Here is a 15,986-nt window from a genome sequence, read left to right on the forward strand (position 1 = left end):
CTTTTGGGTGCCCGGAGGAGTTGTTAGCTAATGATAACCAAATAAAACCAGACCCCCCGCGCTTCGCGCCCCCCCGAGGGGGCCTTTTGCCTTGGGGCGGCCCGGTGACAAAAAACGGCGTTCCCTGTTACAGAAAACGCCGTTGTCGTGGTGTCACTGAGAGGGTTTTTGCTTGCCGAGTTTACGGACGCTTGGCAATCACCTGATCAACCACGCCGTAGGCCTTGGCCTCGTCGGCAAACATGAAGTAATCACGCTCGGTATCACGCTCGATTTTCTCCACGGACTGGCCGGTATTTTCGGCCAGGATGCGATTGAGCTGGGCACGCGTCTTGAGGATGTCACGGGCGTGAATTTCAATGTCGGTGGCCTGGCCTTGCGCGCCGCCCGAAGGCTGGTGAATCATCACACGCGAGTTGGGCAGCGAAAACCGCTTGCCTTTGGCGCCGGCCGCGAGCAAAAAAGCGCCCATGCTGGCCGCCATGCCGGTACACAGCGTGGACACGTCGGGTTTGATGAACTGCATGGTGTCATAAATAGCCATGCCAGCCGTCACCGAACCGCCCGGGGAATTGATGTAGAAAGAAATATCCTTGTCCGGATTTTCGCTTTCGAGGAACAGCAACTGCGCCACTACCAGGTTGGCGGTCTGGTCATTGACCGGACCCACCAGAAAAATCACGCGATCCTTGAGCAGACGCGAATAAATGTCGTAGGACCGCTCGCCACGGCCGGACTGTTCAATCACCATCGGAACCATGCCGAGGCCTTGAATGTCCTGTGCACTGCTATATGCGCTCATGTGTTACTCCAGTTGTTGGGTTGTACTTTACCCAAAATAAATGGGGCTTGAAGCCGTAGCCGCAAGCCCCTGCGCCAGAAATTGGATCACAGCGGGCGGCAGGCCCGCCGAACCGCTTAGTTCTGGCTCATCAATTCGTCAAAAGCCACTGGTTTTTCAACCACTTTGGCCTTGCTCAGCACAAAGTCCGTGACATTGTTTTCAATCACCACGGATTCGACTTCCGCCATGCGTTTTTGGTCACCGAAGTACCAACGCACCACATCTTCCGGTTTTTCGTAGCTGGAGGCCAATTCTTCCACGTGGGCCTTGACCTGCTCGGCCTTGGGGAACAGGTCGTTGGCACGGGTCAGCTCGGCCACCACCAGGCCCAGGCGCACACGGCGCTCGGCTTGCGGACGGAAGATGTCGTCAGGAATAGGCGCCTTGTCGGCGTCCTTGATGCCGCGCTGCTTGAGGTCGGCGCGCGCGCCTTCCACCATGCGCTCCAGTTCGGCCTGGACAATTGCTTGCGGCAAGTCGAGCTCGGCGTTGGCCAACAGCGCGTCCATCACGGCGTTTTTGTTGCGGGCCAGCAAGCGGAACTTGACTTCGCGCTCCAGGTTTTTCTTGATGTCGGCGCGCAGGCCTTCCACCGTCGCGTCGGCGATACCCAGGGACTTGGCCAGGGCTTCGTTGACTTCAGGCAGGTGGGCGGCTTCGATTTTCTTGACCGTGACCATGAAGTCGGCCTGTTTGCCGGCCACGTCTTTGCCGTGGTAATCGGCAGGGAAATTCAGGGGAAACGTCTTGCTTTCGCCGCTTTTCATGCCGCGCACGGCGTCTTCGAATTCCTTGAGCATCTGGCCTTCGCCGACCAGGAACTGGAAGTCGTCAGCCTTGCCGCCGGCAAAGGTTTCGCCGTCCATCTTGCCTTCGAAATCGATGGTCACGCGGTCGCCGTCCTGGGCAGCCGCATCCTGGGCGCGCTGTGCGAAGGTGCGGCGCTGCTTGCGCAGGATGTCCACGGTCTTGTCGATGGCTTCGTCGGTCACTTCGGCCGTGAGTTTTTCAACTTCAGCCTGGGACAGATCACCGATCTTGACTTCGGGATAGACCTCGAAAATGGCGTCAAATGCCAGTTCGCCCTCGGGTGCGCCTTCTTTTTCGCTGATACGCGGCTGGCCGGCGACACGCAGCTTGGCTTCGTTGGCGGCGGCGGAGAAAGCTTCGCCGACCTTGTCGTTCATGACTTCGTAATGCACCGAGTAGCCATAACGCTGGGCAACCACGTTCATGGGCACCTTGCCGGGACGGAAACCGTCCATCTTGACCGTGCGGGCCAGGCGTTTCAGGCGTGAATCGACTTCAGACTGGATGGTGTTGACGGGCAAGGTCAACGTCATTTTGCGTTCCAGCTTTTCAAGGGTTTCAACAGTCACGGCCATGGTCTACTCCTAATATCCAGAATGTGTAAAAGACAGACTGTGCCCACGGCACTTCAAGCCCTGAGGCAATCGTCCTGAAAATCTCACTAGTGGTGCGCGGGGCGGGACTCGAACCCGCACAGTATTGCTACCGTCAGGACCTAAACCTGGTGCGTCTACCAATTTCGCCACCCGCGCTCCTGAAATAAAAACGGGAATCCTCAGCTTTTAGGCTTACGGACCCCCGCCTGAAATCGGTCAACTTTCTATTTTAGCCTGTATCGGCCGCCGGTTTATCGGGCAGCCGTCACAAGGGCTAATTTATGCCATGGCCGGTGTTTCGCGCTTGACCCGGAACCAGGCGGCGTACATGGCCGGCAAGGCCAGCAAGGTCAACACCGTGGCCACGATCAGCCCGCCCATGATGGCAACCGCCATGGGCCCCCAGAACACGCTGCGGGACAGCGGAATCATGGCCAGTACGGCGGCGGCGGCGGTCAACACGATGGGGCGCAGGCGCCGCACGGCCGATTCCACAATCGCATCCCAGGCAGGAATGCCCGCGGCACGGTCCTGCTCGATCTGGTCAATCAGGATCACCGAGTTGCGCTGGATCATGCCCATCAGGGCAATCACCCCGAGCAAGGCCACGAAGCCAAAAGGCCGGCCCAGCAGCAGCAAGGCGCCGGCCACGCCGGCAATGCCCAGCGGCCCGGTCAGGAACACCAGCATGGCGCGGCTGAAGCTGTGCAGTTGCAACATCAACAAGGTGAAGGTCAAAAACAGCATGACGGGAATGCCCGCCGCGATCGAGGCCGAACCCTTGCTGCTTTCCTCGACGGCGCCGGCCACTTCGATGCGGTAACCCCCCATGCCGTTTTTCAGCCACTGGGCTTCCAGCGTTTTCAGGCGCGGTAGCAGTTCGCCGGTGACCGTGGCGCCCTGCAGACCTTCGACGATGTCGCTTTGCACCGTGATGGCGTAGTCGCGGTTTTCGCGCCACATCACGCCCGGCTCCCAGGTGAACACCGGCTTGGCGATTTGTGTCAGCGGAATCGACTGGCCCGACGCCGTCGGCAGGTAGGCGTTGGCGATGTCGGTGATGGCGTTGCGCTCGTCCAGCGGCTGGCGCAACACGATGTCTATCAGCTTGTCGCCTTCGCGGAACTGCCCGACCGTGCTACCGCTCAGAATGGTTTTGGAGGCCTGTGCGATGGACTGGCTGGTGACCCCCAGCGCACGTGCCTTGGACTGGTCCACTTCCAGGCGCAAGACCTTGACCGACTCGTTCCAGTTGTCGTTGACGCCGCGGGTGTTGGGACTTTCGCGTAACACGGCCTTGACCTCGTCGGCGCGTTCACGCAGCACCAACGGGTCGATGCCGACCACCCGGAACTGCACCGGGTAAGGCACGGGCGGACCGTTGGGCAGCAGCTTGATACGGCCGCGCACTTCGGGGAACTCCTGGGCCAGCAAGCTCGGCAACTTGATGCGCAGCGTCTCGCGCACCTTCAGGTCCTTGGACAAGACGATGAATTGCGACACATTGGTTTGCGGAAACACCTGGTCCAGCGGCAAATAAAAACGCGGCACGCCGGAACCGACCCAGGTACTGACCGAACTCACGCCCTCTTCCTTGAGCAGGCGCGCCTCGACACGTTTGGCGGTTTCTTCATTGGCGGCAAACGAGGTGCCTTCGGGGAACCAGATGTCCACCATGATCTCGGGCCGGCTGGAGTCGGGGAAAAACTGCTGCTGTACCTTGCCCATGCCCACAATGCCGAGCGCAAACACCAGGATGGTCGCGCCTATGGTGAGCCAGCGGTGCTCTACACACCAGTTCACGGTTTTGCGAAAGGCGTTGTAAAAAGGCGAGTCGAACATCTCGTGCGGACTGTCCAGCCCCGCGGCCACCTCTTGCACATGCGGCGGCGGCTTGAGCAGCAAGGTGCCCAGGTAAGGCACAAAATAAACCGACACCAGCCAGCTCAGCACCAGCGCAATCACGGTGACCCCAAAAATGGCAAAGGTGTATTCACCGGTGGTCGATTTGGCCAGGCCAATCGGTAAAAAACCAACGGCCGTGATCAGGGTGCCGGTCAACATGGGCATGGCGGTGATTTCGTAGGCAAAGGTCGCGGCACGCACCTTGTCGTAGCCCTCTTCCATCTTGCGCACCATCATTTCCACCGCAATGATGGCGTCATCCACCAGCAGGCCCAGCGCAATGATCAGCGAGCCCAGCGAGATTTTGTGCAGGCCGATGCCGAAATAATTCATCGCCAAAAAGGTCACGGCCAGCACCAGCGGGATGGTGATGCCCACCACCAGCCCGGGCCGCATGTCGATGTAATAACGTTTCCACCACGGGTGCTGGCCGGGACGCCGGTGAAAACCCAACGCGACAAAACTCACGGCCAGCACAATCACCACGGCTTCGATCAACACCTTGACAAATTCATTGACCGAGCTCGCCACGGCGGTCGGCTGGTCCTGGATTTGCACCAGCTCGACACCGGCCGGCAGCGCCGCCTTGATCCGGCCCGTGGTCGCCTGCAAGGCCTTGCCCAGCGCGATGATGTCGCCGCCCTTGGCCATGGACACACCGAGCGCGATCACTTCCCGGCCCTGATGCCGCACCTTGACCGCCGGCGGATCCACATAAGCACGTTTGATCTCGGCGATGTCCCCCAGACGCAGCTGGTTGCCCGAGGCACCGCGTATCGGCATGGCGCGTAGTTGCTCCACCGCCGCAAACTGCCCGGCCACCCGCACCTGCACCACATCCAGCGGCGTCTGCACGGCGCCGGCCGACTCGACCGCGTTTTGCTGGCCCAGCTGGTTTAACACCTGGTTGAAGTCCAGCCCGAGCTGGGCCAGGCGTTTTTGCGAAATCTCGATGTAGAGTTTTTCGTCCTGCACGCCAAACTGCTCGACCTTGGCGACATCCGGCACACGCAGCAGTTGCTGGCGCACGTCGTCGGCAAAGGTTTTCAGTTCGGCGTAGTTGAAGCCGTCGGACTGCAGGGCGTAGATCACCCCATACACGTCGCCGAAATCATCGTTGAAAAACGGTCCCTGCACGCCCGCCGGCAAGGTGGAACGCATGTCGCCTATCTTCTTGCGCACGGCGTACCAGACACCGGGCACATCGGCCGCTTTCGAGGAATCCTTGATCTGGAAAATGATTTGCGACTCGCCCGGCTTGGAGTAACTGCGTATCTTGTCGGCGTAAGGCACCTCCTGCAAGGTGCGCTCAAGCTTGTCGGTCACCTGTTCGGCCACCTGCTGCGCCGTGGCGCCCGGCCAGTAAGTACGCACCACCATCGCGCGAAAGGTAAACGGCGGGTCTTCGTCCTGGCCGAGCTGGAAATACGCGGCAAAGCCGAGCAGCATCAGCACCACCATCAGGTAACGCGTCAGCGCCGGATGGTCCAGCGCCCATTTGGACAGGTTGAAGCTGTCTTTCGGTTGTACTTGGGTCATGCAGGCCTCACTTCGCTGCCGGGGCGGCAGGCGCAGTCGCTACTGAATTTATAGCTGTTTGCGCAGGTGGGACGGGGGCTAGAGCCACTTTTGGCTTATAAATCGTGACTTTCTGGCCGGGCGAGAGCACATGCACGCCGGCGCTGACCACCAGCATGCCGGGCTGCAAACCGGCGGCCACCACCACCTCGTTGCCATCGGCTGTGGCGATCTGGATGATTTGTGAACGCACCGTCATGCTTGCCGGGTCCAGCACCCAGACCGCGCTGGCCTTGCCATCCTGGCGCAAGGCGCTGGTCGGCAGTTTGATGGCTTGTTGGCCGGCGGCGCCCAGGCCCTGCGGCAGCACATACACGGTGGCGCCCAGCGCTGGTGGCTCTGTGGTGTCCAGCGCCACCTTGACCGGGTAGGTTCGCGTGGCCGGGTCGGCGCTGGCGGAAACTTCGCGCACCTTGCCGGCCAGTTCGGTGTTTTGTGCCCAGACACGCACCTTGACCGGCTGGCCCACCTGGAGCGCGGCGACCTTGTCTTCCGGCACCGAAAACACCGCGTCGCGCGGGCCGTCGGCGGCAATGCGCAACACCGGCATGCCGGCGGTGACCACCTGCCCGACTTCCGCCTCGACCGCGGTCACCACCCCCGACACATCGGCGACCAGCACCGCGTAATTGGCCTGGTTGCCCTGCATCGCCAGCTGCGACTGCGCCTGCTCCAGCTGGGCCTGCGCCGCCTTGAACGTGGTGTCGCGGCGCTCGAGTTCGGCGCCGCTGATGAAACTCTGGTCCTTCAGCTCTTTGTAACGCTTGTAATCGGCCGCCGCCAGGTCGCGGTTGGTCCGGGCGGCCGCCACCTGGGCACGCGCCGCGTTGGCAGCCAGTTGGTAGTCTTGCGGGTCCAGCTGGACCAGCACCTGGCCGGCCTTGACGTGCTGGCCCAGTTCGGCCTGACGCTTGATGATTTTTCCGCCCACCCGAAAACCCAGGCGCGACTCGACTCGCGCCTTGACCTCGCCGGCAAACTCATGACTGGCGTGGAGCGAATCGACGCCCACCGTCATCACCTTGACCGCCCGCACCGGCTCCTCGGGAGGCGCGGGTCGGGAACAGGCGCTCAGCAACAGGGCGCCGCAAAGAACGGCAAAGGCGGTTTTATTCATGGTGTGATGGGCAAAAGCGGTGGCTGGAAAAGCCAGAAAGCACCCCGGGGAAACCGAGTTACTGACTGATCGGTTAGTAATCTAGGGTAATTACGCAGGCTTGTCAAGCGACAATCCCGGCCATGAACCCAGGCCTTGATTCCGGCACGCCACAGGCGCTGCAGCCCCCGTCCCAGCATTACGAAAACTTCCCGGTCGCCTCGCTGCTTTGCCCGCCACGGCTGCGGCCGGCGGTCGCTGCGATTTACTGGTTCGCCCGCACCGCCGACGACATCGCCGACGAAGGCGACGCCCTGCCCGCCCAACGCCTGCAAGACCTGGCCGCCTACCGCGCCGACCTGCTGGCAGTGTCCGAAGGCCGGGCCCCCTCGGGTCGCTGGCCGACCGTGTTTGCCACGCTGCAACCGGTGCTGCTGCAGTTCCAGTTGCCGGTGCCGCTGCTGGCCGACCTGCTCAGCGCGTTTGAGCAGGATGTGGTCAAGCAGCGTTATGCCAGCGAGGCCGAGCTGCTGGATTATTGCCGCCGCTCCGCCAACCCGGTCGGCCGCCTGCTGCTGCACTTATACGGCGTGCACGATGCCAAATCCCTGGTCCAAAGCGACCAGATCTGCAGCGCGCTGCAACTGATCAACTTCTGGCAAGACCTCAGCGTGGACATTCCGCGTGGCCGCATTTACCTGCCGCAAGACCTGTGGGCAGAACATGGGGTTGACGAGGCCCAGCTGCTGCGCCTGGAGGTCAACCCCGCCACTACGAAATTGATAGCTGCTTGCGCCCATGCAGCAAGGGCCAGGATGCTAAAAGGCTCACAACTGGTGAAAAAAGTGCCAGGCCGCGCCGGTTGGGAGTTGCGCCTGGTGGTGCAAGGCGGCCTGCGCATTCTGGACAAAATCGAAGCCATGGACTTCGCCACGCTGCAGCGACGGCCCAAGCTGAAGGCCTGGGATGTCAGCGTGATGCTCTGGCGCGCGCTCTGGATGTAGACGCCCGGCCAAACACCGCCCGACGCTCGGCTTAGCCCAAGACTTCCAGCAAGCGGTCCAGCCCACCCTCGTTGATGGCCACCATGGCCTGCTGCCGCACCACAGGTTTGGCGTGGTAGGCCACCGACAGGCCGGCCACCTGCATCATGGCCAAGTCATTGGCCCCATCCCCCACGGCAATCGCCTGCGCCGGCGTGATGCCCAGGGCGGCGCAACATTCCAGCAGCTTGATCCGTTTTTGCTCGCCATCGCAAATGTCACCCCAGGGCTGGGGCAACATGCGGCCGGTCAGGCAGCCGTCTTCAATCTCGAGCACATTGGAGCGGGTGTCGTCCAGGCCTAGGCGCTGCTGCAGCCGGTCGGTAAAAAAGGTGAAACCGCCACTGACCAGAATGCAGCGTAGCCCGGCACGTTTGCAGGCCGCGATCAGCGTCTCGACGCCGGGGTTGAGTTGCAGACGCTCGTCGTACACGGCCTGCAGCGCAGACAGCGGTACGCCGCGCAGCAAGGCCACGCGCTGGCGCAGGCTTTCCTTGTAGTCCGTGATCTCCCCGCGCATCGCAGCCTCGGTCAGCGCAGCGACCTGGGCCTTGCAGCCCGCGGCTTCGGCCACTTCATCCAGCGTCTCGATATTGATCAGGGTCGAGTCCATGTCAAAAGCGATCAAGCGGAAATCGGCCAGCCGCAAGCCAGGTGCCACGCCGCGCAGTTGCAGGCCAGCTTCGGGGAGTGTGTCAGTCATAACTTGATTCCATGGGTTGCCGAGGCGGCATGGCCTTGCATGCCCAGCCAGTCGATGAATTGCCGTGCCAGCCCGGCCACCGGGCTTTCACTGCGGTAGAGCGCGTAAACACCCGGGCCGGGCAAACGCGGCTGGGCAAACAACGGGCGCAAGCGGTCGGCGCGAATGTCTTCCTCCAGCAGACACCAGGGCGCCAGCGCCAGGCCCAGGTCGTTCATGGCCGCCTGCAAGCACAAAAACTGGTGGTCAAACACCGGGCCGGGCAACTTGGCCGGCACCTGCAGCCCCGCCAGTTCAAACCAGCGTGACCAGTCGTGTTGGCCACTGGCCGCCTGCAGCAAGGGGTGGCCCAGGCAATCGGCCACGGCATAAATCCGGTTGCGCTTGATAAAACGCGGCGACGCCACCGGCACCAGGTAATCGTCCAGGCAACGCACGCAGCTGTGCTCAGGCCGCTGCATGGGCATGCGGCGTATCAACACGTCGCTGCTAGCCTCGGCCTGCTCGAAAAACTGCCGACCCAGGGTGGACAACTGCACATCGGCATCCGGCACCAGCGCCTGGAAGCCGGTCAGCCGCGGAATCAGCCATTTCATCGCCAGCGAAGGTGTACTGCAGACACGCAGGCTGCGGCGCTGGCCGGGCGACTTCAGCAAGGTCGTGGCGCTGGCGATGCGGTCCAGGCTGGCTTGCACCTCGGTGAAGTAGTCACGGGCTTGCGGCAGCAAGCTCACGCCGCGCGCTTCGCGGGTGAAAAGGGGCTGCCCGACGTACTCCTCCAGCAAACGTATCTGCTGGCTGACCGCGCTGTGGGTGATGCTCAGTTCTTCGGCCGCCGCCGTGAAATTGGCGTGGCGCGCCGCCGCTTCAAATACGCGCAAGGCTTTCAAGGGCGGCAATCGGCGCGCCATCTCAGACCCGCGCCCCCATGCGGACAGATCTCCGGGCGCGGCAGCTGCTTGTTTTTTCAGCCAGAAGATTCTTGTCGCTCATGCGTGATGGGGGTCTTTGTTTTGTCTATGTGATGAACACCAGCGCGGCCCTGCCTGGTAACAGAAGACAGAAGAAGAGGCCGCGCATCAGTTGCGGGCCATCTTAGACCAGCAAGCCCTTAGAAAAACTAATGGCACGCCTTATAAAAAACGGCTGGTGAGGCATGGGTGCAACTCCTATCATCGCGCCATATTCATCCCCAAAGATCCAACATGGCGTCCATCACCATCGACAACATCGTGAAGCAGTTTGCCGGCCAGACGGTCTTGCAAAACCTGTCCCTGCACATTCCCGATGGTGCTTTTTACACGCTGTTAGGCCCCAGCGGCTGCGGCAAAACCACGCTGCTGCGTTGTATTGCGGGTTTTCACGAGCCCGACGGCGGCCGCATCCTATTCGACAAGGACGACGTGACGCGGGTGTCCACCCACCACCGCGACATCGGCATGGTGTTTCAGGACTACGCCCTTTTCCCCGACAAATCGGCCTTTGACAACGTGGCCTACGGCCTGCGTGCGCGCAAGGTGAGCAAGGACGAGATCAAGCGCCGGGTCAATGAGGCGCTGGACAAGGTCAGCCTGCTGGCGTTGGCCGACCGCTACCCGGCCCAGATGAGTGGCGGCCAGCGCCAGCGCGTGGCCCTGGCCCGGGCGCTGGTGATTCGCCCGCGTGTGTTGCTGATGGACGAACCGCTGTCGAACCTGGACGCCAAGATGCGGCTGCAGATGCGCGATGTCATTCTGGATCTGGTGCGCGAAGCCGGCATCACCACGGTGTTTGTGACCCACGACCAGGAAGAAGCGCTCGCCATGTCGGACCGCATCGCCATCATGGACCGCGGCAACATTGCCCAGCTCGGCACGCCGGAAGAGCTGTACGGCACGCCGGTCAATGCCTACGTGGCCGACTTCATCGGTTCGGCCAATGTGATCCCGGTGCCCGCGCAACACATGCCGGGCGACGGCGCCAACGGCACGCCCCGCCATGTGCGTTTTCAGTGGGGCGGACGGCCTTTTGACGGCGTGCAGGGCAGCGAGACGCTGGGCGAGCAAGGCGTGCTGATCGCGCGCCCGGAAGACCTGTCGCTGATGGCACCCGCGCCGCATGTGCCCAATGCCATCTTCGGCGAAGTGTTGCGCCGCCAGTATCTGGGCTTCAAGACCGCCTACCGCATCAAGCTGCACGACAGTTCCGAAATCCGGGTAGAGCTGCATGCTGGCAACACCGTCGCCGACTTCCAGGCCGGCGATGCCGTGCAGGTGCTGGTGCCCGCGCACAGCCGCGTTGTCTCGTCCTAAGGAAAACCAGCCATGAACATCAAATGGTGGCCCTGGGGCTTTTTGACACTGGTCAGCCTGGTCCTGCTCCTTTTCTTTGTGTTTTACCCGCTGGGCGTCTTATTCATCAACAGCGTGCAGGATGAGTCGGGCGCACTCTCGCTCGCCGGCTTCAAGACCCTGCTCCATGACAGCCAGTATGTGCAGGCCTTTCGCAACACGCTGGTGCTGGGTGTCGCAGTGACCGTCTGTACGGTGGCGGTCGGCGTGCCCTTTGCCTACATGGTGGCGCGTTACGAGTTTCCGTTGAAAAACCTGGTCGCCGTGCTGCCCATCATGACCATCGTGATCCCGGAAATCATCGTCGGCCAGTCCTGGCTGCTGCTGCTGGGCAACAACGGGCTGATCACCAATGTCATGGCCGACTGGGGGATTGAACTGCCCACGTTTTACGGCTGGACCGGCATGGTTTTTTCCATGACGCTGGTTTATTACACCTATATCTACCTGGGCGTGCTGGCGGCGCTGCGCGGCTTTGACAGCCAGCTTGAAGAGGCCGGCCTCAGCCTGGGCACCTCGCCGCTGGTGACCAAGTTCCGCGTGCTGGTGCCCGTGCTCCTGCCGGCCGTGCTGGTCAATGCACTGGTAGTTTTCACCCTGGTGGTCGGCAACTTCGCGCTGTCCATGCTGCTGGGCAGCCGCGTGCCGCTGCTGTCCGTCATGACTTACAACACCTTTGTCAGTGAAATGGGCGGCAGCCCCATGCTGCAAAGCGCCATGTCGGTGGTGTCCATCGGCATCGTCGCCGTGGTGCTGTTCCTCCAGAAGCGCGTGGTCGAGCGCAAGATCTACACCATGACGCAAGGCCGCGCGCCAGCGCCTATCCGCGTGCGCTCAGGCGCCGCGTTGCTCTACACCACCGCGGTGGGCCTGGTGATCCTGTTGTCGATGTTGCCCCTGATCATTGTGTTTGTGGCGGCCCTCACCGAAACCAGCGGCCCCGTCATGCGCTGGGGCCAGTGGTCGCTGTCCAGCCTGCAGCGCGCGTTGCAGGGCGCGCCCGAGCCCATCCTGAATTCGCTGAAGTTTGCCTCCATGGCCACGCTGGTCGGGGTGGCCTTTGCCATCCTGGTGAGCTACCTGACCATCAAGAAGAAAAACATCTTCACCCAGACGCTGGACTACATCGTGGTGCTGCCACTGACCATCTCGGGCACGGTGTTGGGCATCGCGCTGGTGCAGACCTTCAACACCGGCTGGCTGGTGCTGGCCGGCAGCTCGGGCATCATGGTGTTGTGCTACACGGTGCGCCGCCTGCCCTTTGCGGTGCGCAATGCCTCGTCCACCCTGTTCAACATTCCCGATTCCATTGAGGAAGCCTCGATCAGCCTGGGCGTGTCGCCGCTGAAAACATTTTTCAAGGTGATCCTGCCGGCCATGAAGGCCTCCATCATTTCGGCCGCCATCCTTATGTGGGTCACCACCATCTCCGAGCTGTCGGCTTCCGTGGTGGTCTACACCGGCGGACTGGAAACCATGCCTATCGCCATCTTCCGCCAGGTCGACGGCGGGCGGCTGGGCCTGGCCTCAGCCTATGGCGCGGCGCTGGTCAGCGTGATCCTGCTGCCCATCATCGTGGCCATCAAGGTCTTCCGCATCAACCTGTTTTCTGCCAAGTAAGTCAACACTGCCACCCCCCAACCAAGAGGCTCTCCATGAACATCAAGTCCCTTCTGCAATGCTCGCTGGCCACGCTCGGCCTGATCGCCGGCCTGGCGCAGGCCCAGACCGTGGTGCTGTATTCGTCCAACAACACCGAGACGATTGAAACCGCGCTCAATGTGGTGAAGAAAAAAACGCCTTCGCTGACGGTGCAGCAGGTCACAGGCGGCACCGGCTCCCTGATGAAACGCATCCAGGCCGAAGCCAAAAGTCCGCGCGGCGATGTGTTGTGGAGCGGCGGCTTCGGCACACTGGGCGCTTACAAAGACCTGCTCGAGCCCTACAAGGCGCCCGAGCTGGCGGCCATTCCCGCCGAATTTCGCGGACCCAATAACCTCTGGGTGGGCACCAACGTCCATGTCATGGTGTTGATGGTTAACCAACGCCAGCTCAAGGGCTTGGCCGCACCCAAGACCTGGTCTGACCTGATGAAGCCCGAATGGAAAGGCAAGTTCGCCATCACCGACCCGAGCAAAAGCGCCACCGCTTACATGCTGGTCTACGGCCTGCTCAAGCAGTTCGGCAAGGACGGCCTGGAAAAAATTGCCACCAACGCCGTCATCACGTCTTCCTCAGGCACCACTTACAAGGGCGTGGCCGCCGGTGAGTACCCGGTCGGCCTGACCATCGAATACGCCGCGCAGGAATATGTGGCCGGTGGCCAAAAGGAAATCAAGCTGGTCTACCCCAGCGAAGGCAGCTACCTCGCGCCCGAAGGCATGTTCATCATCAAGGGCGCCAAAAACCAGGACGCCGCCAAAGCCTTGTACAACGGCTTGCTGAGCAAGGAAACACAGCAGGAACTGCTGGTCAAGAACTTCCGCCGACCGACGCGCAACGACATCCCGGTGTCCAAACTCACCTCGCTGCCCGATCTGAGCGCGATCAAAATCTTCCCGCTCAGCCAGGAAGCCGCTTCCGCCGAATATGAGCAGTTGGTGGCCTTGTGGAACATTGCCGTCAGCAAGACCCGCTAAGCGCTCGGCCTGCTCCAGCCTGACTGCCGCCCAGTGGCCCAGTGGCCAGGCCGTTTTTGACAGCTTCTGTCGTGCCCGCCAGCGGTTGGGTACAAATCCCCAGCGTCGAATGTTGATGGCGCTGGCGGCCTGGCAGACCCGAAGTCCCATGGGACAATCGCCGCATGACTCCTGAGCAGTACGTCCAGCAAAAAGCCGCCGCATCCGGCAGCAGTTTTTATTACGCCTTCCTGTTTTTACCCAAGGAAAGACGCGCAGCCATCACCGCTTTTTACGCCTTTTGTCGCGAGATCGACGACGTTGTTGACGAAGTGATGGATCCCGGCGTGGCACACACCAAGCTGGCTTGGTGGCAGGCCGAGGTGCTCAAGGCCTACGGCGGCACGCCCACCCATCCGGTGATGAAGGCCTTGATGCCGTTGGCACCCACCTACCGGATTGAGGCGCGCCACCTGCAAGCCGTGATCGAAGGCTGCCAGATGGACCTGGCGCAAAACCGATATCTCGACTTTCCCAACCTGAAAACGTATTGCCACCTGGTGGCCGGCATCGTCGGCGAAGTGGCGGCGCGCATTTTTGGCCAGACCGACGAAGCCACCACGGCTTATGCCCACAAGCTGGGCCTGGCCTTCCAGATGACCAACATCATCCGCGACGTCGGGGAAGACGCCTTGCGCGGCCGCATTTACCTGCCGGTCAGCGAGCTGCAGCAGTTTGATGTGAAGGCGCACGAAATTTTGAAACGCCAGTATTCCGAGCGTTTTACCGCGCTGATGCAGTTCCAGACGGAACGTGCCCTCGCCCTCTACGACGAAGCGCTGGCCCTGTTGCCCGAAGCCGACCGCCGCGCGCAAAAACCCGGCTTGATGATGGCCAGCATCTACCGCACCCTGCTGCGCGAGATTGCACGCGACAACTACCAGGTGCTGCACCAGCGTGTCAGCCTGACGCCGCTGCGCAAATTCTGGTTGGCCTGGAAAACGCAGGCCTTCGGAAAAGTTCAGTGAGCCCCCACGCTCCCCACTTCGTGTGGTTCGCTGCCCCCCGAGTGGGCGCTGCGCCTGCGAGCCGGCAAAGCCGGACCCGCGGCCCCGGCTTGCCGGGACCCCGGGTCGACCGAGGCCTGCTGCTGGCGTGTTTGGCGGCGCCACGGGTTCCGACGTGAGGATCGCCGTCATCGGCGCCGGCTGGGCCGGTTGCGCCGCGGCGGTTGAAGCCACGCAGCGCGGCCAGCAGGTCACGGTGTTTGAAGCGGCACGTATCCCCGGCGGCCGCGCCAGGCGTGTCGACAGCCAGTGGCCTGACGGCAGCGCCCTACCACTGGACAACGGCCAACATATCCTGATTGGGGCCTACAGCGAAACCTTGCACCTGATGAGCGAACTGGGGCTGGACGCCGATGCCTTGATGTTGCGCCTGCCGCTGACGCTGCAGTTCCCCAACGGCGCTGGCCTGCGCCTGCCCGCCCTCCCCACGCCGCTGGATGCGCTGGTCGGCATCCTGGGTGCGCGCGGCTGGTTTTTGCGCGACAAAGGGTCGCTGCTCTTGGCCGCCCTGCGCTGGCAAGTAAACGGTTTTCGCTGCGCGCCTGAGCTGTCAGTCGCGCAGTTGTGTCGCAACATCCAGCCCACCGTGATGGCCACCCTGATCGAGCCCTTGTGTGTGGCGGCGCTGAACACGCCCACCGAATACGCCAGCGCCCAGGTCTTTTTGCGGGTCTTGCGCGACGCCTTGTTTTCGCAGTCCGGTGGTTCCAACCTCTTGCTGCCGCGCACCGATTTGAGCGCGCTGCTGCCCGATGCGGCGCTGGCCTGGGTGGCACAACGCGGCGCCCAGGTTCAGCTCAGCGCCCGCGTCCAGACCCTGGCCGCCACAAGTACCGGCTGGCTGGTCGATGGCGTGCCGTTTGACCGTGTGATCCTGGCCTGCCCGCCGGGCGAAGCGGCGCGACTGGCGCAATCCAGCGGCCTGCCCTGCGAGGACTGGCAGGCGCAAGCCCGCGCCCTGCAATTTGAAGCCATCACCACGGTCTATGTCTCCGCGTCGGGCACACGTCTGGCCCAGCCCATGCTGGCACTGCGTGCCAGTACACCGGACAGCGACGCGCCGGCGCAGTTTGTGTTTGACCGTGGCCAATTAGGCGGACCGGCCGGCCTGCTGGCTTTTGTGGTCAGCGCCAGCACCGGCGACAGTGCCGCGCTGAGCCAACGCGTGTTGTGGCAAGGCGCGCAACAACTGGGACTGATGCAGCCAGTCGCCGTGCAAACCATTGTCGAAAAACGCGCGACCTTCGCCTGCTTGCCCGGCATGGTGCGACCATCAGCCCAAGTCCTACCCGGGCTGCTGGCTTGCGGCGATTACATCGTCGGGCCTTACCCGGCCACGCTGGAAGGCGCTGTGCGCAGCGGCCGCGACGCGGCTGTCCTGGCTCACACTTAAAGC

General features: G+C 62.4%; 12 protein-coding genes and 1 tRNA gene. 6 read left to right on the plus strand and 7 right to left on the minus strand.

Translation table 11 applies throughout. From position 1 onward, the window contains the following. Positions 1-181: 181 nt before the first annotated feature. The 5 genes from clpP to R6254_RS11475 form a co-directional block, all read right to left on the minus strand. A complete protein-coding gene (gene clpP, locus R6254_RS11455; RefSeq protein ID WP_318406897.1) occupies positions 182-802 on the minus strand; it encodes an ATP-dependent Clp endopeptidase proteolytic subunit ClpP in 621 nt (206 codons plus the stop codon). Positions 803-918: 116 nt separating this feature from the next. Then, on the minus strand, positions 919-2,229 hold the full coding sequence (gene tig, locus R6254_RS11460) for a trigger factor (RefSeq protein ID WP_318406899.1): 1,311 nt from the start codon (positions 2,227-2,229) through the stop codon (positions 919-921). A gap of 90 nt (positions 2,230-2,319) precedes the next feature. Next, positions 2,320-2,406 (minus strand) — tRNA-Leu (locus R6254_RS11465). 123 nt (positions 2,407-2,529) lie between these two features. Further along, the gene (locus R6254_RS11470) at positions 2,530-5,694 is read right to left on the minus strand and encodes an efflux RND transporter permease subunit (protein ID WP_318406901.1); all 3,165 of its coding nucleotides are present in this window, start codon (positions 5,692-5,694) and stop codon (positions 2,530-2,532) included. Between the two features lie 7 nt (positions 5,695-5,701). Next, on the minus strand, positions 5,702-6,850 hold the full coding sequence (locus tag R6254_RS11475) for an efflux RND transporter periplasmic adaptor subunit (protein WP_318406902.1): 1,149 nt from the start codon (positions 6,848-6,850) through the stop codon (positions 5,702-5,704). Between the two features lie 122 nt (positions 6,851-6,972). On the opposite strand from R6254_RS11475, the gene hpnC reads away from it, so the two are divergent. Continuing rightward, a complete protein-coding gene (gene hpnC, locus R6254_RS11480; protein WP_318406903.1) occupies positions 6,973-7,833 on the plus strand; it encodes a squalene synthase HpnC in 861 nt (286 codons plus the stop codon). Between the two features lie 31 nt (positions 7,834-7,864). Here the strand turns inward: hpnC and serB are convergent, their stop codons facing one another. Together serB and R6254_RS11490 are read right to left on the minus strand one after the other, a co-directional pair. Further along, the gene (gene serB / locus R6254_RS11485) at positions 7,865-8,575 is read right to left on the minus strand and encodes a phosphoserine phosphatase SerB (protein WP_318406904.1); all 711 of its coding nucleotides are present in this window, start codon (positions 8,573-8,575) and stop codon (positions 7,865-7,867) included. Next, positions 8,572-9,486 (minus strand): LysR substrate-binding domain-containing protein, encoded by a 915-nt coding sequence (locus tag R6254_RS11490; RefSeq protein WP_318406906.1) that lies wholly within the window; start codon positions 9,484-9,486, stop codon positions 8,572-8,574. The genes serB and R6254_RS11490 overlap by 4 nt, the downstream gene beginning before the upstream one ends. Before the next feature lie 294 nt (positions 9,487-9,780). Between R6254_RS11490 and R6254_RS11495 the strand changes: the two genes are divergently transcribed. The 5 genes from R6254_RS11495 (at position 9,781) to hpnE (ending at position 15,983) form a co-directional block, all read left to right on the plus strand. Then, a complete protein-coding gene (locus R6254_RS11495) occupies positions 9,781-10,866 on the plus strand; it encodes an ABC transporter ATP-binding protein (protein WP_318406907.1) in 1,086 nt (361 codons plus the stop codon). Between the two features lie 12 nt (positions 10,867-10,878). Further along, positions 10,879-12,525, plus strand: coding sequence for an ABC transporter permease (locus tag R6254_RS11500; protein ID WP_318406909.1), 1,647 nt, complete (start codon positions 10,879-10,881; stop codon positions 12,523-12,525). 35 nt (positions 12,526-12,560) lie between these two features. Beyond that, positions 12,561-13,544 (plus strand): ABC transporter substrate-binding protein, encoded by a 984-nt coding sequence (locus R6254_RS11505; RefSeq protein WP_318406911.1) that lies wholly within the window; start codon positions 12,561-12,563, stop codon positions 13,542-13,544. 164 nt (positions 13,545-13,708) lie between these two features. Next, on the plus strand, positions 13,709-14,551 hold the full coding sequence (gene hpnD / locus R6254_RS11510) for a presqualene diphosphate synthase HpnD (protein ID WP_318406913.1): 843 nt from the start codon (positions 13,709-13,711) through the stop codon (positions 14,549-14,551). A gap of 154 nt (positions 14,552-14,705) precedes the next feature. Further along, entirely contained in the window at positions 14,706-15,983 is a 1,278-nt protein-coding gene (gene hpnE / locus R6254_RS11515) for a hydroxysqualene dehydroxylase HpnE (RefSeq protein WP_318406914.1), read from the plus strand. Positions 15,984-15,986: the final 3 nt, after the last annotated feature.

The organism is Polaromonas potterensis (assembly GCF_033446725.1).
Taxonomy (GTDB): domain Bacteria; phylum Pseudomonadota; class Gammaproteobacteria; order Burkholderiales; family Burkholderiaceae_C; genus Polaromonas.